The following is a 25,517-nucleotide window of genomic DNA, read 5'->3' as shown; positions in this document are numbered from 1 at the left end:
ACTGAAAAATAACAATGGCTAACGAAAAAAATATCACCATTGGCGTGGTCGCAGGAGAGTTATCGGGCGATATACTCGGTGCAGGCCTCATAAACGCGCTAAAACTTCATTACCCCAATGCCAATTTTGTCGGGATCGGTGGTCCTAAAATGCAACAAGCTGGTTGTAAAAGCCTGTTTGACATGGATGAATTGGCTGTCATGGGATTAGTCGAAGTGCTTGGTCGCTTACCTCGCTTGCTAAAAATTAAAAAGCAGTTGGTGAACTACTTTATTGATAATCCACCTGATGTATTCATCGGTATCGATGCGCCGGATTTTAATTTGCGTGTTGAAAAACCGTTGAAAGCGGCTGGAATTAAAACCATTCAGTATGTAAGCCCGAGTGTGTGGGCATGGCGTCAAAAACGCATCCATAAGATTGCCGAAGCGACTAACCTAGTGCTGTCTTTGCTGCCATTCGAAAAAGCCTTTTATGATAAACATGAAGTGCCTTGTACATTTGTGGGTCATACGCTAGCGGATGAAATTCCACTTGAGCCGGATACCGCAGGTGCGCGTGCACAGCTGAACTTAAGCCAAGATGATACGGTTTTAGCACTGCTTCCAGGCAGCCGGGGCTCTGAAGTTGGCTTATTGAGTCGCACTTATCTTGCGACTGCAAAAAAATTAGTCGATAAAATTCCTAACTTAAAAATAGTCGTGCCTTTGGTAAACGAAAAGCGCAGAGCGCAGTTTTTGGAAGCCTTGAAAGAAGTCGCACCGGAATTGAACCCAATTATGCTTGACGGCCAGTCAGCACTGGCAATGCAAGCAGCGGATACCGTTTTACTGGCTTCGGGTACTGCCACACTTGAGGCAATGCTATACAAAAAGCCAATGGTAGTAGGGTATAAGCTGAACCCTAAGAGTTATTGGATTTTTAATACCTTTTTTACCTTTAACATCAAATACTTTGCATTGCCGAATTTATTGGCCGACGCACCACTTGTGCCTGAGTTTTTACAGGCAGAGTGTAATCCTGATGCACTCGCCGATGCACTTTTCCCGATGTTAAAAGGCAATAATAGCAAGCTGATTAGAAAGTTCTACGAGATACATGAGAACATTCGCCTAAATGCCAGCAAACAAGCGGCTCAGGCTGTGATGGAGTTAATAGATGCAAATTGAACGTCCTGATGTGCAGTATATTGCAGGCGTTGACGAGGTAGGACGTGGCCCGTTGGTGGGTGACGTTGTGACCGCTGCCGTCATTTTAGATCCAAGCAAACCGATTGTAGGTTTAACCGACTCCAAAAAACTGTCGGAGAAAAAGCGCATTGCATTGGCAGAAGAAATAAAAGAAAAGGCATTATGTTACTGTATTGCGAGAGCGTCAGTTGCAGAAATTGACGATCTGAATATTCTCCACGCAACGATGTTGGCGATGACACGCGCAGTTGAAGGATTGGAAATTCAACCAAATCATGTATTTGTTGATGGAAACCGTTTACCTAAGCTGAGTGTTTCGGCGACCGCAGTCGTAAAAGGGGATAGCCTAGTTGCCGAGATAAGTGCGGCATCCATATTGGCGAAAGTCACCCGAGACAATGAGATGTTAGCACTCGACGCGGAATATCCAGAGTTTGGTTTTGCAGGTCACAAAGGTTATCCAACCAAAGCCCACTTTGCCGCACTCGAAACACATGGTGTCACTCCACATCACCGTACAAGCTTTAAGCCTGTGCAACGAATTTTGGCCGAGAAGGAGTAAGCATGCCAGCCCCGCAGTTTGTCCATTTGCGTGTACACAGTGACTTCTCTATGGTGGATGGTCTAGCGAAGACCAAACCAATTGTGGCAAGGGCCGAAGAGCTTGCAATGCCTGCGCTTGCCATCACCGATCAAATGAACTTATGTGGTTTGGTGCGTTTTTATGGTGGCGCACACGGGGCAGGGATCAAGCCAATAATTGGTGCGGATTTTTGGCTGAAGTCAGATCAATTTCCCGACGAGCCGAGTAGAATTCTCGTTCTCGCTAAGAACAATCAAGGGTATAAAAACCTAACGTTGTTGATCTCCGATGCCTATCTTCGCGGCCATGTATTCCATCGTCCCGTAATCGATAAAGAATGGCTCGCAAAATACAAAGAAGGGCTGATCCTTATCTCCGGCGCGAAAGATGGCGATTTAGGTAAAGCCATCTTAAAAGGCAATCCTAAGCTAATTGAAGAAACGCTCGCGTTTTACGAGCAGCATTTTAGCGACCATTTTTATATTGAGCTGCAACGCACCGCACGTGCACAAGAAGAAGAATATCTCCATGGTGCTGTGGAGGTCGCGGCTGCGCGTAATATACCCGTTGTGGCGACGAATGAAGTGGTGTTTTTACATGAAAAAGACTTTGATGCCCACGAAATTCGTGTTGCTATTCACGACGGTTATACATTAGAAGACAAAAATCGACCAAAGCGCTTTTCTAAAGAGCAATATTTGAAGACTTCTGAGCAGATGCAAGCACTCTTTAGTGACATTCCAGAAGCTTTAGAAAACACCGTAGAAATCGCCAAACGCTGTAACGTGACGGTACAACTTGGCACCTACTTCCTACCAGATTATCCAACGGGCGATCTGGCGATTGAAGATTTCTTGGTAAAAGTGTCGCGAGATGGTCTAGAAGAACGTTTACAGTTCTTATTTCCTGATGAAAATGAGCGCAAAGAAAAGCGTGGTGAGTATGACGACCGTCTGCAGGTTGAACTCGACGTTATCAACCAAATGGGATTCCCGGGTTACTTCTTAATCGTAATGGAGTTCATTCAGTGGAGTAAGGATAACGGCATCCCTGTAGGTCCTGGTCGTGGTTCCGGTGCCGGCTCTTTGGTGGCATATGCGCTTAAGATCACAGATCTTGACCCACTTGAATTCGATCTCCTATTCGAACGATTCCTTAACCCAGAACGGGTTTCGATGCCAGACTTTGACGTCGACTTTTGTATGGATAGACGAGACGAGGTAATTGACCACGTTGCTAAACTGTATGGTCGAGACGCAGTATCTCAGATCATTACCTTTGGTACGATGGCGGCAAAAGCGGTAATTCGAGACGTTGGTCGTGTGCTTGGTCACCCTTATGGCTTCGTAGATAGGATCTCCAAGCTTGTACCTGGCGACCCTGGTATGACACTTGCCAAAGCGTTTGATGTTGAGCCTCGCTTGCCTGAAGCTTACGATAGCGATGAAGAAGTTCGTGAACTGATTGATAAATGTCGTATTCTTGAAGGCTGTACGCGTAACGCGGGTAAACACGCCGGTGGTGTTGTTATCTCGCCTACCACCATTACCGACTTTGCAGCGCTGTATTGTGACGAAGAAGGTAAATTCCCAGTTACCCAGTTTGATAAGAATGACGTAGAAACCGCAGGTCTGGTTAAGTTTGACTTCCTCGGTCTAAGAACGCTAACCATTTTGCAATGGGCGCTCGACATGGCGAACGAACGCCTTGGCAGAGAAAGTCGTGAGCCGATTGATATCGCAGCCATCCCACTGGATGACCCTGCAAGTTTTAAAGTGTTATTAGACGCACAAACAACTGCGGTATTCCAGCTGGAATCTCGTGGTATGAAAGACTTGATCCGTCGCTTGAAGCCAGACTGTTTCGAAGACATGATCGCACTGGTTGCGCTATTCCGCCCGGGTCCTTTGCAATCGGGCATGGTAGATAACTTTATCGACCGTAAGCACGGTCGTGAAGAAGTATCGTATCCAGACGCACAATACCAGCACGAAAGTCTACAACCTATACTGGAGCCGACCTACGGGATCATCCTTTACCAAGAACAGGTAATGCAGATAGCGCAGGTGCTTGCAGGTTATAGCCTAGGTGGCGCTGACTTGCTTCGTCGTGCGATGGGTAAGAAAAAGCCCGAAGAAATGGCGAAGCAACGTGCAACGTTCGAAGATGGTGCCAAAAACAATGGCGTCGAAGGCGAACTTGCGATGAAAATCTTCGACTTGGTAGAAAAGTTTGCGGGTTACGGCTTTAACAAATCTCACTCCGCAGCCTACGCGTTAGTGTCGTACCAAACGCTATGGATGAAGACCCATTTCCCTGCCGAGTTTATGGCGGCGGTAATGTCAGCGGATATGGATAACACCGACAAAATCGTAACCTTGGTAGATGAATGCGAAAACATGAAGTTGACGCTGCTACCACCAGACGTGAATGCCGGTGTCTACAAATTTGCTGTAAATCTTCAAGGTGAAATCGTCTATGGTATAGGGGCGATAAAAGGCGTGGGTGAAGGCCCTGTTGAAGCGATCCTTGAAGCGCGAGCCCAAGGGGGAGAATTTAAAGATTTATTCGACTTCTGTGCGCGAGTTGACTTAAAGCGCCTAAATAAACGCGTGATTGAAAAGCTAATATACGCAGGAGCGCTTGATAAGCTAGGCCCAGACGGAGATCAGCCAGGGCGCGCGACTTTACTGGCAAGTTTAAAGGATGCCATGAAGTCAGCAGAGCAGCATCACAAAGCCGAATCACTTGGACAGAGCGACTTATTTGGTTTGCTTGCGGTTGAGCCCGAGGAGGTTGAACAAGCCTTTATCAAAGCCACGCCGCTCAGCGATAAAGAATGGTTAAATGGGGAAAAAGAAACCTTAGGTCTTTACCTAACTGGTCACCCAATTAATCAATATCGCAAAGAATTAAAATATTATACCTCTGGCAAGTTAGTTGACTTACAACCCGGTAATCGTGATACGGTAGCAACCGCGGCGGGACTAGTTATCAATGCTCGTACCTTGATAAACAAAAAAGGAGCGCGTTGGGGGCTTATTACTCTAGATGACAAAAGTGCCCGAATTGATGTACGCTTATTTCCTGAACAGTTTGAAATGTACCAAGAAATGCTGCAAATTAACCAAATCTTGGTAATATCTGGACAGGTCAGCTTTGATAACTTCTCTGGTGGCATTACAATGACCGCAAGAGAAATCTCTACCATTGCTCAGGCGCGAGAAAAGCGTATTAGTGCAATAAAAATGACGCTAAATATGGCTCAAATTGACGCGAACTTCTTTGATAATTTCAAAAAAGTGCTAGAACCATATAAATTTGGAACGTGTCCGGTAAAAATTAAATATCAGCGTCCTGATGCATTAGCAGAGTTAACATTAGGAACACAATGGTGTGTGACGCCAAGTGATGAGCTTTTAACTCGTTTATCACTGTTGGCGGCGCAGGAATTAGAATTAGAATTTAACTAAACAGGTAGTTTAGAGCATGAGCCTCAATTATCTTGAATTTGAACTTCCAATCGCTGAATTGGAAGCAAAAATCAAAGAATTACAAAACGTTAGTCGCTCTGGCGATTTAGATCTTAGCCTTGAAGAAGAGATCAGCCGCTTAAAAGACAAAAATGTTGAGCAAACAAAGAAAATCTTCGACGGTTTAGGCGCTTGGCAAGTGTCTCAATTAGCGCGTCATCCACTTCGTCCATATACTCGCGATTATATTGAACGCATTTTTACCGAGTTTGACGAGTTCGCGGGCGACCGTACTTTTGCTAACGATCCGGCTATTCTTGGTGGTGTTGCACGTCTTGACGACAAGCCAGTAATGATTATCGGTCAGCAAAAAGGTCGCGATACGGCTGAAAAAATCAAACGTAACTTTGGTATGCCAAAGCCAGAAGGTTACCGTAAAGCATTACGCTTAATGGAAATGGCTGAACGCTTTAAGATGCCAATCATCACCTTTATCGACACACCGGGAGCCTATCCGGGTGTAGGCGCTGAAGAGCGCGGTCAAAGTGAAGCGATTGCACGTAACCTTAAGGTGATGGCAGCGCTCAAAGTACCAACCATTTGTACCGTGATCGGTGAAGGCGGCTCTGGTGGCGCATTGGCTATCGGGGTAGGTGACAGAGTAAACATGCTACAATATAGCACTTATTCTGTGATCTCACCTGAAGGTTGTGCTTCTATTCTTTGGAAGAGTGCAGACAAAGCTTCACTTGCAGCAGAAGCAATGGGTGTATCAGCCTCTCGCGTAAAAGAGCTGGATCTTATCAATAACATCATTGAAGAGCCGCTAGGTGGTGCGCACCGCAACTACGATGCGATGGCGAAAAACCTGAAGGCGCAGCTTAAACGTGACTTGGCTGATCTTGAAGCGCTAAGCACCGAAGAGATGTTAGATCAGCGTTATAAGCGCCTGATGTCATTTGGTTATTGTTAATACGAGTTTCTGCTCGTATTGATATCAATGCTAATTTAAGTTAAAAAGCCGCTATTGAGCGGCTTTTTTTATTGATTGTAGAAAACATGATTAATAGTCGGGTTTACCAACAAGTAGAGTCAAGTTTAAAGGTATTGAGCTCCGGCCTTGACGCCAAAGGGTTGTGTATTGCCTTATCTGGCGGTGTGGATTCGGTAGTGTTGCTCCATCTTTGTCGAGAATATGCAAATAAGCATAATGTTACACTCCAAGCGGTTTATGTTAATCATGGCTTATCTCAGCACGCCACGCACTGGCAGCGATTTTGCCAATCGCTTTGCGAAACACTCAATGTTCCCTTTGTTGCAAAACAGGTTGCTATTACTCGGAAAACCCGTACTAGCCTTGAAGCGCAAGCACGCGAAGCTCGCTATCAAGCATTAGATGATGCGGCCAAAGCCGGTTACGCAATCGTGCTTGGGCAACATGCCGATGACCAAGTTGAAACTTTCTTACTGAGATTAAAGCGCGGCTCAGGGTTACTGGGGCTTGGAGCGATGAGAGCGACTACTCAGCTGCCATCAGGGCGCTATTGTATTCGTCCATTACTTGCTGTTAGTCGCAGCGAGATTGAAGCATTTGCACAGCAGTTTGGCCTTGAGCATATTACGGATGAGTCCAACGCAGATGATGCGTTTGACCGTAACTTTTTGCGCAATCAGGTGATCCCGTTACTCACCTCTCGATTCAATGGTTTTGTAGGTAACACACTGCGCAGTATTGATATTTTACAGCGCCAACAAACCATAATTGATGAGGTGAGTGAAGAAGACTTGCAAAAGTGTCGTTGTCGGATGGCGCTAAATATCACGGTTTTACAACAGCTTTCTTATGCAAGGAGAGATAATGTCATCAGACTGTGGATATCAAAGCAAGGCATTGAGATGCCGAGTCACAAACAGCTAGATGAAATCGTACAACAGGCGTTTTCATCACGCCAAGACAGTCAACTTGAAATACGTTTTAAGCAAGGCGCGGTGAGGCGTTATCGTGACGCACTTTATTGGGTAACGGAAAATAGCCAAAAACTTGATATTGAGACCGTTAATCTCAATGAACTCAGCGGGCAAAGTACACCTGTTGCTATACAAACGGGCAAGGGGATCCGCAAACCTTTCTCGAACGAAATCGTTAGCATTCGCTACGGCAGACTTAAAGATAAAATCAAACCACAGGGCAAACCTGGCTCTAATACCTTGAAACATTGGCTAAAAGATTTGTACATTCCAAGCTGGGAGCGTGATTATATTGCGGTTGTTTATTACAATGATACACCTGTTGCGGTGAACGGACTGTTTGTGAGTGCTGAGCACGCAGAAGACAATGGCATTATTTGGATAGTAAAAGATGACTGAAAGTAAAAAGATTGGCCAACAGTTAGCGCAAAAAGCGCCTTATGCGGTGGTGTTCACCGTGGTGGTGTTTATCGTACTCTTTATGTCGAGTGAAGTGGTGTGGCTGAATCAAATATTTGCTTCCGCATCAGGCATTATCAGCATCGTGTTTTTACTTCTGTATTGGCATGGTAAAGGTGGCATGTATTTTATTCTTGGCCTACTTGCGCCAATGCTTGCGGTGATGTTTTCAGAGTTACCCGATTTCCTTGCGCTTGCATGGGTAATAAATGGATTTTTTAACGGCGCGGCACTTGCCCTGATGGCATACCTATACATAGGAAAGGGTGCTCAGCGTTAACGCATAACACTGAGCAAAAGGGGAAGTGGCTTTTTATACTGCGCGAGCGCAGTTTCGTCCGGCTGCTTTGGCGCGGTATAAGCCGCTATCCGAACGAGCAAATATATTGTCGGCAGTATCATGGCTCGATGCCAGCGTAAAACCGATGCTCGTGGTCACCGTATATTTAGCCAACATGCTCGACTTTCTTACGGCTTCCATAATTCTTTCAGCGATCACTTTGTTGGTAGTAAACGCAGGGTCGTCAATTAAAATGGCGAACTCATCACCACCGAATCTAAATACCGAATCAGTCGCGCGCGTTGAGGTTTGCAAAATACGTGAAAACTCAACCAACACTTCATCACCGGCTTTATGACCATGAACATCATTCACTTGCTTAAAATTGTCTAAATCTAAAAGCATTAGGCTAAAATTACGATGTTGACGACGGCAACGCTCGAGTTTCTCTTCTAGATTGTCAGTAAATTGACTGCGATTATAAAGTCCCGTTAGAGAGTCCTTGGTTGCTAATTGCAATACACGGTTGTACATCAAGGCATTACGCATTGGGTAAATTAAACAGGCGTGTAATTTTGACAATTTTGCCTTGATCGCTTCACTAAATGGAAACTCACTGAAATACACCAGCTGTCCTAAGTGCTCTTTTTCGAGCTCAAGATCAAACGTACTAGCCGGAAATTGGCTATTGCTGTCCTTCATCTGAAAGACGCCAAGGCTACAGTGGAACTGGAGTCCCGAAATTTTTGAAATTCTTGCCACATGCTCCGCATAAATAGTCAACAGCTCATCAATGTTGAGCGTTGTCTGAAGTTTGTCGACTAATCGCGCGTAGTGTTCACCGCCTTGCGTACTATACTGTTCAGAATTGAACGGCAAGTAATCGCCTCTGGTCGGCAACCTCTGTGTCAAAATATGGACATTTTCCATATTTCTTCCCCTTAAATACAACAATACGTGATTAATATGCGAACTTTATGCCAAAAATTTAAACTGGCTTAAAAACAAACGCTTGCTATATTTAAGAGAAAGAAAAAGAAATCCACCTATATTCCCCGTCAACTTTTCGCTCAGGAGGCAGATTGCAAAGTATCTTCGCGCAGGTTTTTGCCTTGCTGTTATGTGCTGTGATTTTAGTCTGGTCCTTTAAGCGGATTGGCTTGCCGCCTATTCTGGCTTATTTGCTCACTGGGGTCATTGCGGGCAGTCACGGCATTGGATGGATGAGTGACAGCCAAGAAATTCACTTTATGGCCGAGCTTGGGATCGTGTTCTTACTGTTCAGTTTAGGGCTTGAATTTTCCGTGCCAAAATTAATGGCAATGCGAAACGTAGTATTCGGCTTAGGGAGTTTGCAGGTCATTGTGACCACGATCATTGGTATGTTAGTGTTGCGTTTTATGCAATATGAGTGGGTGGGCGCATTTGTGATTGCGAGTCTCATCGCACTTTCTTCTACGGCGGTTGTGGTTAAGCTGTTAAAAGAGCTGGGAATGCTCAACACACGTCATGGTCAACTCGGTATCGGCATGTTGTTATTTCAAGATATTGCTGTTGTGCCGCTGCTAATCGCATTTCCGCTTATTTCCTCTGCGAGTAATTCAGAGCTGGCATCAGCGTTACTTTTTGCGTTTGCCAAGGGTGCGGTTGTGTGTCTGGTTTTATGGGCAATAGGTAAGTGGTTACTACCTAGAATATTTAACGAAATCGCGTTAGTAAGAACAGACGAGCTCTTTGTTTTATCTACCTTGGTTGTTGCCCTGTGCGCGGGTTCGCTCACTTATGCATTCGGGCTTTCAATGGCACTTGGCGCATTTTTAGCGGGCATGATGTTAGGGGAAAGCCAATATCGGCATCAGCTTGAGGCAGAAATTAGACCATTTAGAGATATTCTGATGGGACTCTTTTTTGTCACAGTGGGTATGCAACTAGATATTCCTTATGTACTCGACCAGTTTATTTATATTGTCGCAGCACTTGCTGCTGTACTTGTGATCAAAGTGTTGATCATCGTTGGCGTTGCGCAGTTAATGGGAGAGCGTAAAAAAGACGCATGGGGTGCTGGTATTTTGATCTGGCAAATGGGGGAGTTCGGCTTTGTATTAGTTGCTCTTGCCAGTAAACATCAGTTACTAGACAAGAATGAAGTGTCTTTCTTGATTACGCTTGGCGTGTTTTCTATGGCGTTAACGCCTTATCTTATAAGTAAAACCGCGCATATTCTTAATATATTAGGGATAGAAAAAGACTGGCAACCCGAAGCACCAAGTGGTTATAACGCGGCTGATTTAAAAAATCATGTTGTAATTTTTGGCTACGCGCGTGTTGGTCAAACTATCGCACGATTTTTACGTCCAGAGGCTATTCCTTATATTGCGGTAGAGCGTAACCCGCAAATTGTACAAGACGCACAAATTGCGGGTGAGCCCGTGTTATTTGGACATGCGGCACAAAAAACGCTATTAAAGTCAGCAAATATTGATAAAGCGCGCTTGGTTATTATTACCTTTGATGACTTTGAACAGACGCAAGTGGTTGTAGACGCCATTCGTCGGCGCACCCACGAAGTGAAGATCTTGGTACGAATGAAAGATGACAGCTACATGGAGCAATTAAAAGCCATGGGCGTCGCAGAAGTTGTGCCAGAAACTTTAGAAGCAAGTTTGATGCTGGTTTCTCATGTGCTGTACATGTCTGGCGTGCCAATGCGCAGGATTTTTCGTCGCGTCAGTAAAGAGCGAGAAAATCGTTATCCGTATTTACATGGTTTTTTTGCTGGAGATAGCAGTGATCTGCATGAAGTGAAAGGTGAGCGGTTAGAATATTTGCATGCCATCGCTTTGCCTGACCATGCATTTGCCGTAAACAAGTCAATTGCAGAGCTTGAGCTCAACGTTAAGCGCGTTGATATTACTGCGCTAAGACGCGACGGCGAAGAGATTGCTCAACCAGATGAGCAAACCGTTTTACGCGTTAATGATGTTTTGCTGTTAAAGGGGAAACCCCGTCGCGTTGAACGTGCGGAGCAGTTTTTACTCGATGGCCTACCGTAATAACGTTTCTTAAATTTATGCTTTTTTAACAGATCGCCGCGTAAAGCGCCTCCTACGACACTGAGTAGGAGATGTATGGACTCCTCCCCCTTATCGGGAGAGTACGGTATAAAGATATTGCAAAACACTTTTACCAAATAAGGAGTCCATACATGACACAGTCTAATTTAATTGCTATCGACTTGGCAAAAAACATTTTCCAGGTGGCACAGCTGAAAGGCAATAAACTCAAGTTTAATAAGCCAATGAAACGCGAACCTATGCTTGAGTTGCTAGCAAAAACCGAGGGTTCAAAGGTCGTGATGGAAGCTTGTGGTAGCGCCCAGCATATTGCTCGCAAAGCACTGTCACTGGGGCACGACGTCATGTTGCTTCCCCCTAAGTTCGTAAAAGCGTTTAGGCAAGGCCAAAAAACCGATGCAAACGATGTCCTCGCCATTGCCAGTGCAAGCCAAGCATACAACGTGAAGCCCTGTAAAATCATGACAGTTGAAGAGCAAACGTTGCAGTCACTGAGCCAAGCGAGAACCTTAGTAGATAAACAAAAGACCCAGCTTTCAAATCAAATACGTGGATTGCTATTAGAGTTTGGTGTTGTCATTAATCAAGGCGATGCAGCGTTAACACAAGCGGTTCCAGATATTTTAGAAGATGCTGAAAATGCGCTCCCTATCGCATTAAAACAAGCACTCGCGGTGAGTTATGACCTATATAAAACACAAAGCAACGCTAAAGCACAGCTACATAAACAAGTTGAAGCGATAACCAAGCAAAATGACAGTTGCCAGCGTTTAATGGCATTAGAAGGCGTTGGCCCAATTACCGCGATAGAGCTGCTATCCTTTTTAGGCAATACTTCACAATTTAGTGATGCCAGAGGGGCTGCAGCATGTGCAGGTGTTACACCGACCCAGCACTCATCAGGCGGAAAAGCCAAGATAGGGCATATCCCCAAAAGACGAGGCAATACATTAAGGAAAAACCTGTTTCTCGGTGCAAGAACGGTAGTCAGCAGGCTAAAACATAAAGAAGCGACCACAGAGAAAGAACGCTGGATAAAAAACCTACTCGCCAAGAAAAGCGTGAAATGTGTTGCCATTGCATTGGCCAACAAAACGGTTAGAACTGCCTATGCCTTACTTAAAAACGGTTCAACATACGAGCCAAAAATCTTAGCGGCATAGCACTGAGTAACAGAAGAAAAAATCAAGATAAACAGAAAAAGAAAGCAAAAAGTATACTGAGATTACCCCCAGTATTGAACAAGCCAAGATAGAGCATTAAGCGGTGAGACCCACCCTTGAGAGCCTGTTAAACCGCAGGTGTATACAAATACCGCGTAGGAGATAAGGCACAAGGGCGCGAATACATCAAAGAGGCCGAGGTAGCACCTCATCAAGAGCCCGGATATAAGCACGCAATCACACTAATAATGCTAAAAATGGCTTGTACAATTGGAGGAGTCCATATAAGCAGGTTTACCCTGCGATCTTTTATGCTTTTACTACCTACCTGTCGAGCTTGCTCAATAAATGCTGCTTAACGGTGGACCATTCTGAGGCGATAATCGAATACACAACGGTGTCTCTTAGTTCGCCGTTTCTACCGATCTGGTGGCTGCGCAAGATACCATCGAGCTTGGCGCCAAGTCGCTCAATGGCATTGCGAGAGGCATGATTAAAAAAATGGGTTCTAAACTCTACGGCAATGGCGTCAAAATCTTCAAAAAGTTGCTGCAACAGCAAAAACTTACACTCCGTGTTAACCGCTGTTCGACGCACTTTATCGCTGTACCAAGTATAGCCTAGCATGGCACGGCGATTGGCTATATCTGCATTGTAATAGCGGGTAGTTCCCACGATTTCGTTGCTGCTATTTAGCCTTACCGCATAGGCAATGTTGCCTTCAGATGCTTGGCTTATCGCAGTGTTAACATAGCACTCCATATCGTCTGGAGTGGGTACATTGGCATACCAAAGCTTCCAAGCTTCACCATCTTTTACTGCCTGTTGCAGCGCATTAATATGTGTTGTTGATAATGGTTCAAGGGTGACATGGTGTCCGATCAGTGGTTTATCAGTTGGCCACATGCGTTACTACTTCCTTATTTTGAGTATTTTGATGGAATCTTGTTTTGCAAGAGATACGGCTAAATGATTTGGGTCAGTTACAAAAGCCAAGGCCGATATATTGGCTAAGGGATTGGTCAAATCATCAAAAGTTGCGATATGTGTGAGCTTGCCTGTTGCGGTAACGCTAAACTCTGCAATACCAGAGCTACTCTCTGAGGCTGCGAACAACCTTTTGCCATCAGGAGCAAGTAATAAGGTGGAGACACCGTTAAGTGGCTTGCCAACTTGGTTTGCATCAATGGTCTGGAGCAAATGATATTGGCCGTTTTGTTGACGTTCAAAGGCTAAAATGCTGTTACTGCCCGCCGCTGCAACATAAAAAACAGTGAAATCTGAGCTTGCAACCAAGGCTTGTGGTTTACTGAGTGCGAGCAGGTTAGTGTCATCTTTAACGATGCGCTGCTTAACAGTATAAGTACCTTGTGCCTGTTGCCACAGCGTAATGACATCGCCTTCATAACCTGCGACGATAAGCGCGTTAGCCTCTTTATTTACTAACACATCCAATGCACCATCGTAAAAGCTAGTGTTAAGAATGAGATTGTTATTGACGAATACCGCATCGGATGCGCCAGTAAGTAAAAGTGGATGCGCGTCGCTCGATTGAAAGAGTTGATCTTGGACTAGGTGCTTATTTGCATTAAGCGTAAATGTAACCACTGCGTTATCGTCGCCACTTACTGCAACGGCCTGCGTACCTTGGTGATTAAAACGCAGCTGCCTTGGATTATCTAAGCCGCTAAACTCAGCGGTGTTATTTTGGATGGTTTGAACAACGTCGAACGTTTGGCTTTGTGCGCTAAATGAAATTGACCCAAGTGCGATAAGCATAAGTGCACTTATAGTAGGTTTATACATCTTTACTACCTATTTTTATTATTGTAAATCTTACTTGAGTTCCAAAAACGCTCTGATTTCGTCCAAGCGGTTCATGCCGTCTTCAAATCCAAGCTCAATGAGTTTTTGTGTATAAGTACGTTCAAACAACAAATAGCTCGTTAAACTCGACGGTGAGTGTTTTTTAACCCCCATGGTTCTGAGCAATAGCTTTATTGCCAATGGCATATCTTCGTAATAATGATCTGCAATTTCATTAAAGTTAACCGTTGGGTTGATGATCATATGGTCTATTCGTCTGAGCTCTTTGTGTTTTTCTCTGGCCGGTAACAAACTTACCGTACGGTTGACGCGATCGAGCCGTTCGATGTCTGAATTTAAGGTATCGCTAAACACACTGTCTAGCAGGTGACCGGCGACCACAGACATTCCCGGAAAATGCGGCTCATAACCGAGCGGCTGTGGTAGTTTAGGCTGCTCAACACCAATCACAAAGATTTTATCCGCACCTAAATGAATGGCAGGGCTAAGCGGGGAGAGCTGGTGGATGGAGCCATCACCATAATAGTGATGCTTAACGCGCACGCTTGGAAACACCATTGGTATAGCCGAACTTGCCATAAGTAAGTCGAGCGAAATCGTGCCCGGAACGCCTTCGCGCTTTGAGCGCTGCCAAGGAGTGGCATTGTTCGCCTGATAAAACGCCACAGACTTACCTGTAGAATAGCTCGAAACCGTAATTGCGATGGCATCAAGATAATGATGGTGCAGATTGTGATCGATGCGATTTAAATCAAGCACATTGGCTAGCAGCTTTCTAAGCGGCGAGTTATTTAACAAGCTGGCTGGTGGCTGATTAAGGTACTGCGCTTGAAAGCTACGCATCATATTGGCAAATAAATGGCCGTATGCACCAGTAAACGAGCTTTTGTACACCATGTCGGTGCTAAAGTTCTTCCAAATATATTCCACTTTTTTCACCGCTAGGTGAAAGCAAGATGCGTAACAGGCAATCCCCGCCGAGTTAATTGCCCCGGCAGAGGTACCAGTAATGATTTCAAAAGGGAGGGGAGAAGTACGAGGCATACTCTGCGCAAGCGCCTTTAATACCCCAACTTGATAAGCGGCCCTTGCACCACCTCCAGTCAGTAGTAAGGCAATTTTTTTATCACTCGTTCTATGCTTTCTCAAAAGAGGCCATCCTGCTGTTAAATTTGCTTAATTTAAATTTGGTCTTTTTATGCGTTATTTATCTTTATTGGTGTTGCAATGCTTTAGGTGCAAAGAGTTGATAACTCCAGTAAATGCGTTATTTTTAGTAGTAACTTAAGCCGTTTGTAGGTTGTATCATTTATTCTAGTTGAACCTAGCTAAAACCCAAGTTGTCTGAGTGCACATACCCGCGCGACATATTAGGCTATTATTTTGAAATTTAAGCACTAAAGCGCTATGGTGGCACAAACAAATTTTAACAAACTAGCGGTTTAATTTAGTCGCTAATTGGCGCGATTTTGTATTTAATAAAGTGGCAATTTAACTTAACTTCAATGTACTGAACTTAAGTTCGGTGCTCAAGTATTTTTATTAAGATCAAATGTTTGAACAAGGTGTAGCCAGAGTTTGCACCACAACGCATTTTTTTAGGGTTTCAGCGCGCATTAAGTTATTAGTCAAGTATTTGGTGATAGCTTTACATTAACGCGTATCAACAATGACGAAGAGGGAGTCCCCATGTCAGAAAATCATCAAGAAGGTAATAAAAGACCTTCTAACAGCCAGTTGTTATTTGCCGCAGTAGTTGTACTAGCGTTGATTATTGTGGCTGTGTTTGTGCTAGCAAAAAAAGACACTCCATCGACGGAAAGCCAAAAGGTAAAGCAAGATATTGTTGTGCCTGAACAAACCGAAACGCCACTGGTCAATACCGCCAGAGAAACACCACCAGAACAAGTGGTAGAGCCTGAAGTAACCCTGCCACCGCAACGAGAGCAAATCGAGCCAGAGCAAGTAGAACCGGTTGAACCTGAAGTAACACTACCGCCGCTTTCACAAAGTGATACAGAAATTAAAGAAGCAGTATCGAATTATCTCTCTAATCAAGCGGTAAAATTGCTGGCAGACGATGACGTGATCCGCCGCACGGTGGTTTATGTAGATAACCTAGCAAAGGGTAAAGTGGCAGAAAATCACGCACCAGTGGTGAAGCCGCAAGATGGCTTTAGCGTAATTGATGACGACATTATTATTACCGATCCTAACAGCTACGAGCGTTACACACCTTATGTCGCTATGTTCGACACCATGAGTACCGCACAAGTGGTTAGATTATATGACCAATACAAACCATTATTTGAAGAAGCATACGAAGAAATAGGCTACGAAGGAGATGCATTCAACGGCACGTTAACTGATGCAATCGACGAGTTGTTGGCAACACCCATTCCAGATACCGCATTACCTTTGGTAAAAGACTCAGTTACCTATAAATATGCTTATGCAGAATGGGAGCAACTTTCTCCGGCGCAAAAACAGTTTTTAAGAATGGGCCCTGAAAACATGAAGAAAGTGAAAAAGCGTCTAGAAGAAATCAAAATTGCGTTGAACAAATAAGCGTACAGCCTCATAAAATCCACAAAAGCTTGGCAAACTGTTTAAACATCACCCAGTTAGCCAAGCTTTTTGACTTTTCCCTTGCATCCCCCTGCAATCTTCGAGATAATTCATCCCGCGCCAAACAAGGCCCTCAATGGTAGTCTTATTGGTCCTCTCGCAACAATAGTACGTGAATCTGGTCAGGTCGGGAACGAAGCAGCCACAGCGTATGACTTGTGTGCCGGGATGTGGCTGGTAAGACTACCACCCAAACCTCAATACTTTGATGTTTGAAGTGTAAGTCTGCAAATTTGTAGTAAAACCCCGCATAAAAATTGAAATATAATCCTGCATAGCCTACTTTTAAATCATCTCACATATTCGGTGATGGTTATGATCAGGCACAAAATAAGTCGCTCCAGAGTCAAAAACCTCTACAAGTTCGCAAGTCAAAAGAACAAAGGCACTTGCTTAGTTGAATCATCCTTAGAATTCGATGCGTGCTTTCACTTTGAATACTCTCGTGAAATAAAAACCTTTGAAGCACAACCGTTAGGGTTTGAATATGAGTTTGACGGCCGAGTTTGCCGTTACACGCCAGACTTCTTGATCTCACATCACGACAAGCCACAAAAATTTATCGAAATTAAACCTTATAGCAAAATCGCGAATCCTGAATTTAGAGCGCGTTTTGCGCAAAAACAGCTCGCTGCCAAAGCGCAAACTGGTATTGAGCTGATATTAGTGACCGACAAACAAATTCGTGTTTATCCAACCTTAGATAATCTAAAACTGCTTCATCGTTACTCTGGTTTCCAATCTTTAACTGATCTTCAGCTTTCCATCATTCAGCTACTTAATCAGTGGCGAAAACTTACTATTCAAGATTTGGTAGTAACCCTAAAAGCCTCCATCGGTGAGGTACTTGCCTCGGTATATCGTTTATTGTCTTTAGGCAGTGTTATTTCAGACTTAAACACAGAACTTACTTTAGAGTCGGTGATTTGGGCTGATGGAGTTTGAAGACGAGTTTAACTTTGAGGAAGCACCACAAAAGTTAGCTGAAACCGCTAAAGCGGAAGAGCCTAACCCTCAACCTCGCGATTTAGAGTCACTGCCCAAGGAAGTACAGGCAGCTACGCTTGCACGACTTAAATATATCAAGTGGCTAAAACAACGCTTAGTAGGTGGTTGGACGCAGAAAAACTTAGCACCACTACTGGCTGAAATGCCTGAATTTCAAGGGCAAGAAAAACCAAAGTGGCGCACGGTTGCTGGGTGGCACGCGGACTATATTAAAGCCGAAGAAAACATTCATGCTTTGATCCCAAAGCATCATCGCAAGGGCAACCGCCAAGCCCGCACCGACACAGATAAATTCTTTGAGCTAGCTCTAACTCGTTATTTAACCAGAGAAATGCCGTCTGTTGCGTCAGCGTATCGATACTATTGCGATCAAATCGTTTTAGAGAATGACCAAGTGTTAGGTGGGCCACTAAAGCCACTCACTTATAAAGCGTTTAAAAACCGCATTGATAACTTGCCACAATATGAAGTGATGGTTGCGCGCTATGGCAAACGTTTAGCGGATATTGAATACGACAAAGTGATGAGCCATAAAAGGCCTACTAGAGTGCTTGAACGAGTCGAGATAGACCATACACCACTGGATCTCATTCTATTGGACGATGAACTTGATGTGCCATTGGGAAGACCTACCTTAACCTTGCTCATTGATGTTTATAGCCACTGCGTTGTTGGCTTTTACCTTGGTTTTCAGAGTCCTGGCTATGATGCTGTGCGCAGAGCGATTAGTCATGCGATGAAGCCTAAAAGCTATCTTAAAAGTACCTATCCAAAAGTCGTAAATGAATGGCCATGTTGTGGGAAGATAGAAACTTTAGTGGTTGATAATGGTGCCGAATTTTGGAGTCAGTCATTAGAGCTTGCATGTGAAGAAGTTGGTATCAATACTAGTTATAATTCAGTTGGTAAGCCTTGGTTGAAGCCTTTCGTAGAGCAATTCTTTAAAACAATCAACGATATGTTGCTTTCTCCATTTCCAGGTAAAACATTCTCAAATATGCTTGCTAGGCATGATTATGACTCAAAAAAAGATGCCATATTGCGTTTCAAAACCTTTAACATGCTATTTCATAAATGGATTGTTGATGTATATCATCAATCTGCTGATGCGAGGTTTAGATACATTCCCAATGAAGACTGGAACAAAGGGTTTGCTGCACTGCCTCCTGCACGGTTAGCGGAGCAAGATACAGACAAGCTTGATGTTGTTATGTGCATGGCGAAAGAGAAAACATTGCGCAAAGGGGGCATTAAGAATCTACATATTAACTACGACAGTGACGAACTCTCTTTATACCGCAAGCGATACAGCCCCAAAAAGAGCATAAAGGTTAAGGTAAAAATAAACCCAGATGACCTATCATATGTATACGTCTACTTAGACGCGCTAGAGCACTATATCAAAGTGCCAAGCATTGACTCAGAGGGCTACACAATGGGTTTGTCGCTGATCAGGCATAAAATACACCTTAAGTTTCACAGAGACTATATTCAAGGCAAAGTAGATCTACTGGGGCTTGCCAAGGCGCGGCAATTTATTGATGAGCGAGTGAAAGAAGAAGCGCGACAGCTTAAAAATGTAGGATCAAAAAGCAAAGTCACTGGCACTAAAGCAATTGCTAGGGCGCAGGGCGTAGATAATACTCAAGTCAAATCAATTGCTAAAACGTCTGAAACAAAGCAAACCGAATCAACTCCTGCTGACACTAAGCCTAAAAAAGACGACGATAACTGGGATGACTTTGTCTCAGATCTCGAGGCGTTTTAGTTATGCTGACCGAAGCTAAAAAGGCAAAACTTAATCAATTCAAAGCGGTGTTTATTGAATACACAATTCCAAAAACCATCATAAACGATTTCGACAAACTGCGGTTACATCACGACCTTGCAGGTGAAAAACCATGTATGATGCTAAGTGGTGATACTGGCTGTGGTAAATCGGCATTGATTAAACACTATTACGATAACAACCCACCGCACTTTGCTGATGGCCGGCGCAAAGTCCCCGTACTGCTGAGCCGCATACCGAGTAACCCATCAATTGAATCCACCTTAAAGCAGTTGCTGCACGACCTTGGACAGTTTGGTGCTAAATCTAGCAAACGACTTAAACATGGCAATGAAATAGCGCTGGCTGAAAGTTTAGTTGAGCAATTAAAGCGCTCGGGTACAGAGTTAATTATTATTGATGAGTTTCAAGAGCTTGTTGAAAACAACCTCGGTAAAAAGCGTCGAGACATTGCGAACCAGTTTAAATACATCAATGAAAAAGCGGGGATCTCCATTGTATTAGTCGGTATGCCTTGGATAGATCAAATAGCCGATGAGCCTCAGTGGTCATCACGTATTTTTATTCGCCGTTTTATTCCTTACTTTAAAATTTCAGAGAAAAAAGAGCTTCAACTATTTATTCGTGTTCTTAAAGGGTTTGCAAATCGACTGCCATTTTCAGACAAACCTCGTTTTGAGGATTTGGATATCGCATTATCACTTTTTGCCATTTCAAATGGTTGCCTTCGAAAGCTGAAAAACTTCTTAGACTCAGCACTTACTGAAGCGCTAATAAGCGATGCTGTAACACTAAACAAGCAATGTTTAAGTTCCGCGTTTAAGGCATGGCGGCCAGAACTCGACAATGTATTTGAGATGAATGTTAATGAAATTCAAGGCTGTGAGGTGGAACAGTATTCCACTTTTAAACCCGACGGGCCTCAAGATGAAGACCCATTTATAGATCCCCAGTTTTGTGAGAAAGTGCCGTTGGTGCAGTTGTTGAAGAAGTGAAACGCTTATGAAAATTGCTTTTTTCAATCTTCGATCTACATTTTAAAGAACTTCAGCAATAAATGACTCTACACGCGTACCCGTCATAACTGAAAGTATGGAATATACGACTCTTTTTCCATATGAATATGTAGTGTGACACCTACCACTATTTACTATACGGAAATTATAATGTTAAGAAGAATACGAAAAATTGAAGGAATTGGTAGTTATCATAGTGCGCGAGCTGGCGGTATACAATTTTCTGACGTCAATATAATATATGGTGAAAATCGTAATGGTAAGAGTACACTATGCGATATTTTCTATTCCTTAGCTTCAAATAACCCTGAATTAATCAAAGATCGGAAGGCAATACCAAGTCCTGGCATAGTAGCAAATGCTATGAACGTCGAATTTCAATTCGATGACGCACCAATCTCTGTATTTTCAAACGAAGCTTGGGGACCTGCTTTACCTGCGGATTGTGACCTCTACATCTTTGACCATAACTTCATTCATCGAAATGTAATAAGCGGAACCGTCAATAACCGAGAAAATTCAGAAAATATTTCAAATTTTATTTTAGGTGAAGATAGTACCGAACTTTTTGAAAGTCTCAAAACACAAAAAGAAGCTCTAGCCACTACAAGAACAAATTTAAAAAACGCTAAAACGGAGCTTGAAACTAGCGGAATCACAGATGTAGTAGCATTTGTTGTATCCACACTTCCATCAGAAACTATCGAAGAGCTGGATGCAGCAATTGCTGCATCTATTGCTGAGCAAGAATCATTAACAATACAAATTGGCAGTGTCACCCAATCTAAAGCTAGAAAGAATCTAAAAGAGATTTCCATTGGTTTTGATATAAAAGCGATAAGCAATGACATCAATGAATGTTTAGCAACGAGTATGGAAGAAGTTCATACAGATGCGAAAGCCTTAGTGAAAGAGCACATGGAACATCTAAAGGTGCAAAGCGGCTTTAAAGGATGGGCTTCAAGTGGTTTAACTCATTTAAATGAAAACTGCCCGTTTTGTGGCCAAGAGCTTGAAGGGAGTTCATTAGAGCTGATCAATAGCTATAAAGTTGCTTTCAATGAAGTGTTTATCAATTTCGTAAAAGACACCAAAGAACACGTTACTAAACTACTGACTATGCAATTGATTTCTATCGATGAGCAAGCCATTTATCAGCTTCATGATGAAAACAAAAGAATAATCGAATTATACCCTGAAAAATCCGTTACAGAGGAAATAGAGATGTTGACCTCACTTATTGATGATATGTTCGAAGTAATTAAGTCGACTATTGAGCAACTTATCGAGAGGCATGATGAGCTTAAGCCTCACATATTAAAACTGCTAAACATTAAACTCGAAGCAGCATATAACTCTGTCGATGTAATTGACTTTTCACCTCTTCAGTTGGCTATTGAATCATTTAATGAAGCTAAAGAATCATACAAAGTTGTAATTGATTCGATTAACGAGAAGCTAACTGAATTTAAAGATGGCCTTGATTCAGTCGTTTTATCAAGGGCGAAAGAAAATGAATATACATACCAAAAAGTGTTAGAAAATAAAAAGTTGAGACATACATTAGAAGCAACGTGTGCAATTTATAGAACTCTCGACTCTCAAGTTAAACAAGAGCAAGAAGCATATAATAATAACAAAACAATGTTGGAAGATTCCCAAGAAGCATTTTTGAATAGCTACTTTGATGAGATTAACATACTGTTTCGGAGCCTGGGGTCTCGAAACTTCAACATTAGCAAAAAGCAAAACAACGGTGGTAAGAAAATAGTTTATGACCTAGAGGTTAGTTTCAACGAAACAGCAATTCCTAGAGACAAGATGAACTGTTTGTTCAGCGAGTCTGATAGACGCGCTTTAGCATTATGCATCTACTTAGCTAAAATCAACAAGCTTTCAGCCGAGGATAAAGCTAAAGCGATATTAGTTATGGACGACCCCGTGACTAGCTTTGATAATGAGCGAATTTCTAGCATTTTGAATAAACTTTATGAAATTTCGCCATCTATAAAGCAGTTGTTCATAACCACTCATTACAGAGGTATGGCTGCAAAAGCTATAAAAAAGTTTGCAAATACAAGTGCCTTAAAGATAGTTAAAACAGCGAATGGATCGGAATTTGTCTCTACTACAGAAGCGGAGATGACAGCAACAGAACATGATGATGCATATAACGAAATTACAGCGTTTATCAATAATGAAACCCAAGAGAACAAAATCTTAATACTTCGACCATTCTTGGAAACTGAACTACGCCATCGATATAAAGATCAACTGAGAGCTAGTGGAGCAACAATGAAAAGCGATTTTTCATTTTGCATTGACACTCTTCGAGATAATGGTGTTATTTCTGAGTCAGTAGCTAATGAAATCCATTCATTTAGAACAACTTTCAACCCGCCAATGCATGAATTGATGGAAATGAGCATTGAAGACGTGCGCAATACGGCAAATGATATGATGGATTTAATTTATAACCGCATGTAATCAGGGGGCTATTAAGTTTCACTTTATAAGACTATTAAACAAGCTCTTCATTTCAGTGTCAGAAAAGCTCTTGAGCATATGATCCGAGCGTTGGACGTTTGATGATTTCTTCGTTGTATTCTCAGCTTCTTCCATTTCAACGGCCATAGATTCTAAAAACGTGATGATATCATCTGTATTGTATTTTGTTATATCAGTTATTTTTTTGAAACTTTCAAGGTATAGATCTACATCGTACAGATCTTCCAAGTATGCATGGCCGTTTTTTACGTTTAGTATTTCATCAGAAATTAAACTATTAATGGTTACTTGGACTTTACTGGTGAAAGACTCGGGCATGAATTCATATAAATACTCGATAGTAGATACGAGATCTTCTATGTCCATGTTCAAACTCAACAAATGGCATATTTTGTTCTCAATTAAGTTAAGTAACGCTATTTTCTGTTGGCTACTGATATCTTCCATTTCCAATATGTCAGCATGTATTTCTGGAAGGTTTCTAGAGTCACGGGAAACATCTAGAGCTAGATTGTCTGAAAGTAATAATGATGTGATCGCGTCGATGATCTTTATCTCTGAGGTGTCAAAAAATATATTAAGAAGTAGGCTAATTCTATCTGAAAGATAGAGATCATAGTTTTTATAGGTAGTGTACTCATTTTCTTGTTCTACTAAGGAAACAGGTGATGAAAGAAACAGTGGGAACAAGCTTTCATACTTAAACGTACTAGCTTTTAGATTTAGTAGGTTCTGCGTAGAGAGGAAATTAATGTGGTGCCATACCTTTTGCACAAACCTCACGCGAGTAGCGCTGCTTAAAACGAGAAATATTAGCTCATCGTTTTTTAGGTGGGCTTTTAAAAAATCTTGAACTGACGGATTTACAAAACTTACTTTAGTATTTGAGATTGAAATAAACCCCGACTCCAGAACCTTAATTGCTTCTTCAAAGTCACCTGGTTTTTGTTGAGTGGAATAATGCTCAGATAACAATCTGTGCAGTGGTATGTAACAACCTTTTAAATCTTCTATTTCAGTTCCGAGGTACTCATCACAAAAAAATAACGTAATCAATAAATGTCGACAGTTAACAGGTAGCTGTTTGAAAGCCTTTTCCCAAATTAAGCTCGGATTTTCAAGTGCTGACAAGATTGATTGTGGATAGTTTTGAGGTGAAGGTAGTGCAATGTTCTCACTAGACATGTGAGAAATAACACGTGGGTTATAGTTTTCGTGATCGATAATTTGGCGTAGCCAATCATCCTCTAACAGCTTAGAAATATGCTCCGAGCTAACTTCAGAAATAGATAAATGATTGAATAATATATGTGCTTTTATCTTTCTTGTATAAAGCCCTACATTGAGAACAAACTTTGATAGTTCAAACCTCTGGCTGTCTATGTTGTCAGATAAAGTTCTTGCTTCCTCGTAAATATGTGACCTTGTGGTCAGAACAAATTTTGAGTTGTTAGACCTTTGGATTTTTCTGACAAAAGTTGCTAAAGCTGATTCGTGGGTAACTAGGGCTTTCCTATTGAGTTCAATTTTGCCAAGAAAGTCATCAAAGAAGAAAATTGTCGGCTCTGTTTCATGAACTCTCGCATATCCTTGTTCTAGAGAGTTTATTGCTTGAAAGGACCAGCCGTCTTTAAGGTATTGGTAACATACCATTTTTGCCAAGGTCGTTTTTCCAACACCAGGAGGACCCGAAATCACGAGGGTATTTTTGTCGTTTAAAATAGTAGATGCATCATCGTAGCTTGGGTTCACCACATAGACTTTTGACTCTTCGATAATTTCTTCTTTAGTGATAGCGGTAAAACTCTCTAAACCCGAATGAAGGATCTTGTCCAATATTGCTGAGTCAGTGAGCCATAATTTTATATGTGATTTAAGGATATCTGGATTCTTTCTAAGAGCACTCTGAATATCTTCAGCACCCCAGATTTCGACATTCTCAATGTATGGAGAAAATAAGCCCTGAAGCCTATCACTTAGGGCGGGAGTCAATGAATATGAGGTTAAGAAAATATATTTATTAGCTCCCAATTTATGGATTTTTGGTAACTCTTTTGCTGCGGCTCTTATTAGGTCGGACGAGTTTGAGCGTATGTAATGCTTACACTGTATAATAGTTAAGTTATCGCCTTTTGAATGTCGGCCATCAATGCCACCATCAGCTCCTGGTCCAAAAGAAGAAAACCTTTCTTGAGTCTCTTTTTGGATGATGTCGATGCATAATTCCTCAAAATCAATATGTGATAAATTAGCAAGGTTTGTCATCTGGTAATACTTCCTTAGTCTTCGAGAAAACGGCCGCAGACTAACTTTATGACATCGACCTTATGATTTTACAAATAAAACTAGTTAAAAGAAGGAAGTAAATCACGCTGTGATGTAATTTGTATTTTCAAATATGCACGGTTTCTTTCTGGCATTAATCAACCTAACTTTATTACTGGTAGCGATTTGTTCTAAATCTTACGTGGAGACATTGCAACTAAACTAAGTATTCCTTAGTACCAAAGTGGCCGCTATACTAAGAGAATCTTAGCTATTGAAGTTAGTA

At 42.5% G+C, this 25,517-nt stretch carries 18 protein-coding genes and 1 other RNA gene; 14 read left to right on the top strand and 5 right to left on the bottom strand.

The annotated features are described in order from the left end of the window. Positions 1-14 precede the first annotated feature (14 nt). From lpxB to JJQ94_RS17345, 6 genes are all read left to right on the top strand, one after another. Positions 15-1,169: a lipid-A-disaccharide synthase gene (gene lpxB / locus JJQ94_RS17370; RefSeq protein WP_099029281.1), complete on the top strand. Its 1,155-nt coding sequence runs from the start codon at positions 15-17 to the stop codon at positions 1,167-1,169. Beyond that, positions 1,159-1,752 carry a ribonuclease HII gene (gene rnhB / locus JJQ94_RS17365; RefSeq protein ID WP_099029280.1) on the top strand — a complete coding sequence of 198 codons (594 nt, stop codon included), beginning with the start codon at positions 1,159-1,161 and terminating at the stop codon, positions 1,750-1,752. The genes lpxB and rnhB overlap by 11 nt, the downstream gene beginning before the upstream one ends. A gap of 2 nt (positions 1,753-1,754) precedes the next feature. Further along, complete coding sequence (dnaE, locus tag JJQ94_RS17360) at positions 1,755-5,246, top strand: DNA polymerase III subunit alpha (RefSeq protein ID WP_099029279.1); 3,492 nt, start codon at positions 1,755-1,757, stop codon at positions 5,244-5,246. Between the two features lie 16 nt (positions 5,247-5,262). Further along, positions 5,263-6,219, top strand: coding sequence for an acetyl-CoA carboxylase carboxyl transferase subunit alpha (gene accA, locus JJQ94_RS17355; protein WP_099029278.1), 957 nt, complete (start codon positions 5,263-5,265; stop codon positions 6,217-6,219). An 86-nt stretch (positions 6,220-6,305) separates the two neighbouring features. Further along, positions 6,306-7,613, top strand: a complete 1,308-nt coding sequence (gene tilS / locus JJQ94_RS17350) for a tRNA lysidine(34) synthetase TilS (RefSeq protein ID WP_099029277.1) — start codon at positions 6,306-6,308, stop codon at positions 7,611-7,613. Continuing rightward, a complete protein-coding gene (locus JJQ94_RS17345) occupies positions 7,606-7,953 on the top strand; it encodes a hypothetical protein (RefSeq protein ID WP_099029276.1) in 348 nt (115 codons plus the stop codon). The genes tilS and JJQ94_RS17345 overlap by 8 nt, the downstream gene beginning before the upstream one ends. Positions 7,954-7,986: 33 nt before the next feature. On the opposite strand, the gene JJQ94_RS17340 is transcribed toward JJQ94_RS17345, so the two are convergent. Beyond that, on the bottom strand, positions 7,987-8,883 hold the full coding sequence (locus JJQ94_RS17340; protein ID WP_099029275.1) for a GGDEF domain-containing protein: 897 nt from the start codon (positions 8,881-8,883) through the stop codon (positions 7,987-7,989). Between the two features lie 152 nt (positions 8,884-9,035). Here JJQ94_RS17340 and JJQ94_RS17335 point away from each other — a divergent pair, with 152 nt between their 5' ends. Next, a complete protein-coding gene (locus JJQ94_RS17335) occupies positions 9,036-11,006 on the top strand; it encodes a monovalent cation:proton antiporter-2 (CPA2) family protein (RefSeq protein WP_099029274.1) in 1,971 nt (656 codons plus the stop codon). A 152-nt stretch (positions 11,007-11,158) separates the two neighbouring features. After that, a complete protein-coding gene (locus JJQ94_RS17330; protein WP_201435420.1) occupies positions 11,159-12,190 on the top strand; it encodes an IS110 family transposase in 1,032 nt (343 codons plus the stop codon). Between the two features lie 324 nt (positions 12,191-12,514). On the opposite strand, the gene JJQ94_RS17325 is transcribed toward JJQ94_RS17330, so the two are convergent. From JJQ94_RS17325 to JJQ94_RS17315, 3 genes are read right to left on the bottom strand one after another with little or no spacing between them, the layout of a single operon-like run. Beyond that, on the bottom strand, positions 12,515-13,096 hold the full coding sequence (locus JJQ94_RS17325) for a GNAT family N-acetyltransferase (RefSeq protein ID WP_099032029.1): 582 nt from the start codon (positions 13,094-13,096) through the stop codon (positions 12,515-12,517). A gap of 6 nt (positions 13,097-13,102) precedes the next feature. Then, positions 13,103-13,996 (bottom strand): beta-propeller fold lactonase family protein, encoded by an 894-nt coding sequence (locus JJQ94_RS17320; protein WP_099032028.1) that lies wholly within the window; start codon positions 13,994-13,996, stop codon positions 13,103-13,105. A 30-nt stretch (positions 13,997-14,026) separates the two neighbouring features. Continuing rightward, the gene (locus tag JJQ94_RS17315) at positions 14,027-15,166 is read right to left on the bottom strand and encodes a patatin-like phospholipase family protein (RefSeq protein ID WP_099032027.1); all 1,140 of its coding nucleotides are present in this window, start codon (positions 15,164-15,166) and stop codon (positions 14,027-14,029) included. Between the two features lie 540 nt (positions 15,167-15,706). Here JJQ94_RS17315 and JJQ94_RS17310 point away from each other — a divergent pair. From JJQ94_RS17310 to JJQ94_RS17285, 6 genes are all read left to right on the top strand, one after another. Then, positions 15,707-16,585, top strand: coding sequence for a DUF3014 domain-containing protein (locus tag JJQ94_RS17310; protein WP_099032026.1), 879 nt, complete (start codon positions 15,707-15,709; stop codon positions 16,583-16,585). Positions 16,586-16,731: 146 nt separating this feature from the next. After that, positions 16,732-16,828, top strand: an RNA gene (gene ffs / locus JJQ94_RS17305) — signal recognition particle sRNA small type. Positions 16,829-16,960: 132 nt separating this feature from the next. Then, positions 16,961-17,590 (top strand): TnsA endonuclease N-terminal domain-containing protein, encoded by a 630-nt coding sequence (locus JJQ94_RS17300; RefSeq protein ID WP_099032025.1) that lies wholly within the window; start codon positions 16,961-16,963, stop codon positions 17,588-17,590. Next, positions 17,580-19,421 (top strand): Mu transposase C-terminal domain-containing protein, encoded by a 1,842-nt coding sequence (locus JJQ94_RS17295; RefSeq protein WP_099032024.1) that lies wholly within the window; start codon positions 17,580-17,582, stop codon positions 19,419-19,421. Before JJQ94_RS17300 ends, JJQ94_RS17295 begins: the two co-directional genes overlap by 11 nt. 2 nt (positions 19,422-19,423) lie before the next feature. Then, positions 19,424-20,437 carry a TniB family NTP-binding protein gene (locus JJQ94_RS17290; protein ID WP_099032023.1) on the top strand — a complete coding sequence of 338 codons (1,014 nt, stop codon included), beginning with the start codon at positions 19,424-19,426 and terminating at the stop codon, positions 20,435-20,437. A gap of 171 nt (positions 20,438-20,608) precedes the next feature. Next, on the top strand, positions 20,609-22,945 hold the full coding sequence (locus JJQ94_RS17285; protein WP_099032022.1) for an AAA family ATPase: 2,337 nt from the start codon (positions 20,609-20,611) through the stop codon (positions 22,943-22,945). Positions 22,946-22,963: 18 nt separating this feature from the next. On the opposite strand, the gene JJQ94_RS17280 is transcribed toward JJQ94_RS17285, so the two are convergent. Beyond that, positions 22,964-25,231, bottom strand: coding sequence for an ATP-binding protein (locus JJQ94_RS17280; RefSeq protein ID WP_099032021.1), 2,268 nt, complete (start codon positions 25,229-25,231; stop codon positions 22,964-22,966). Positions 25,232-25,517: the final 286 nt, after the last annotated feature.

The sequence above is a fragment of the Pseudoalteromonas sp. GCY genome (genome assembly GCF_016695175.1).
GTDB lineage: Bacteria > Pseudomonadota > Gammaproteobacteria > Enterobacterales > Alteromonadaceae > Pseudoalteromonas.
Note: the sequence above shows the minus strand (reverse complement) of the source record. Positions and strands in the feature narration are given on the sequence as shown.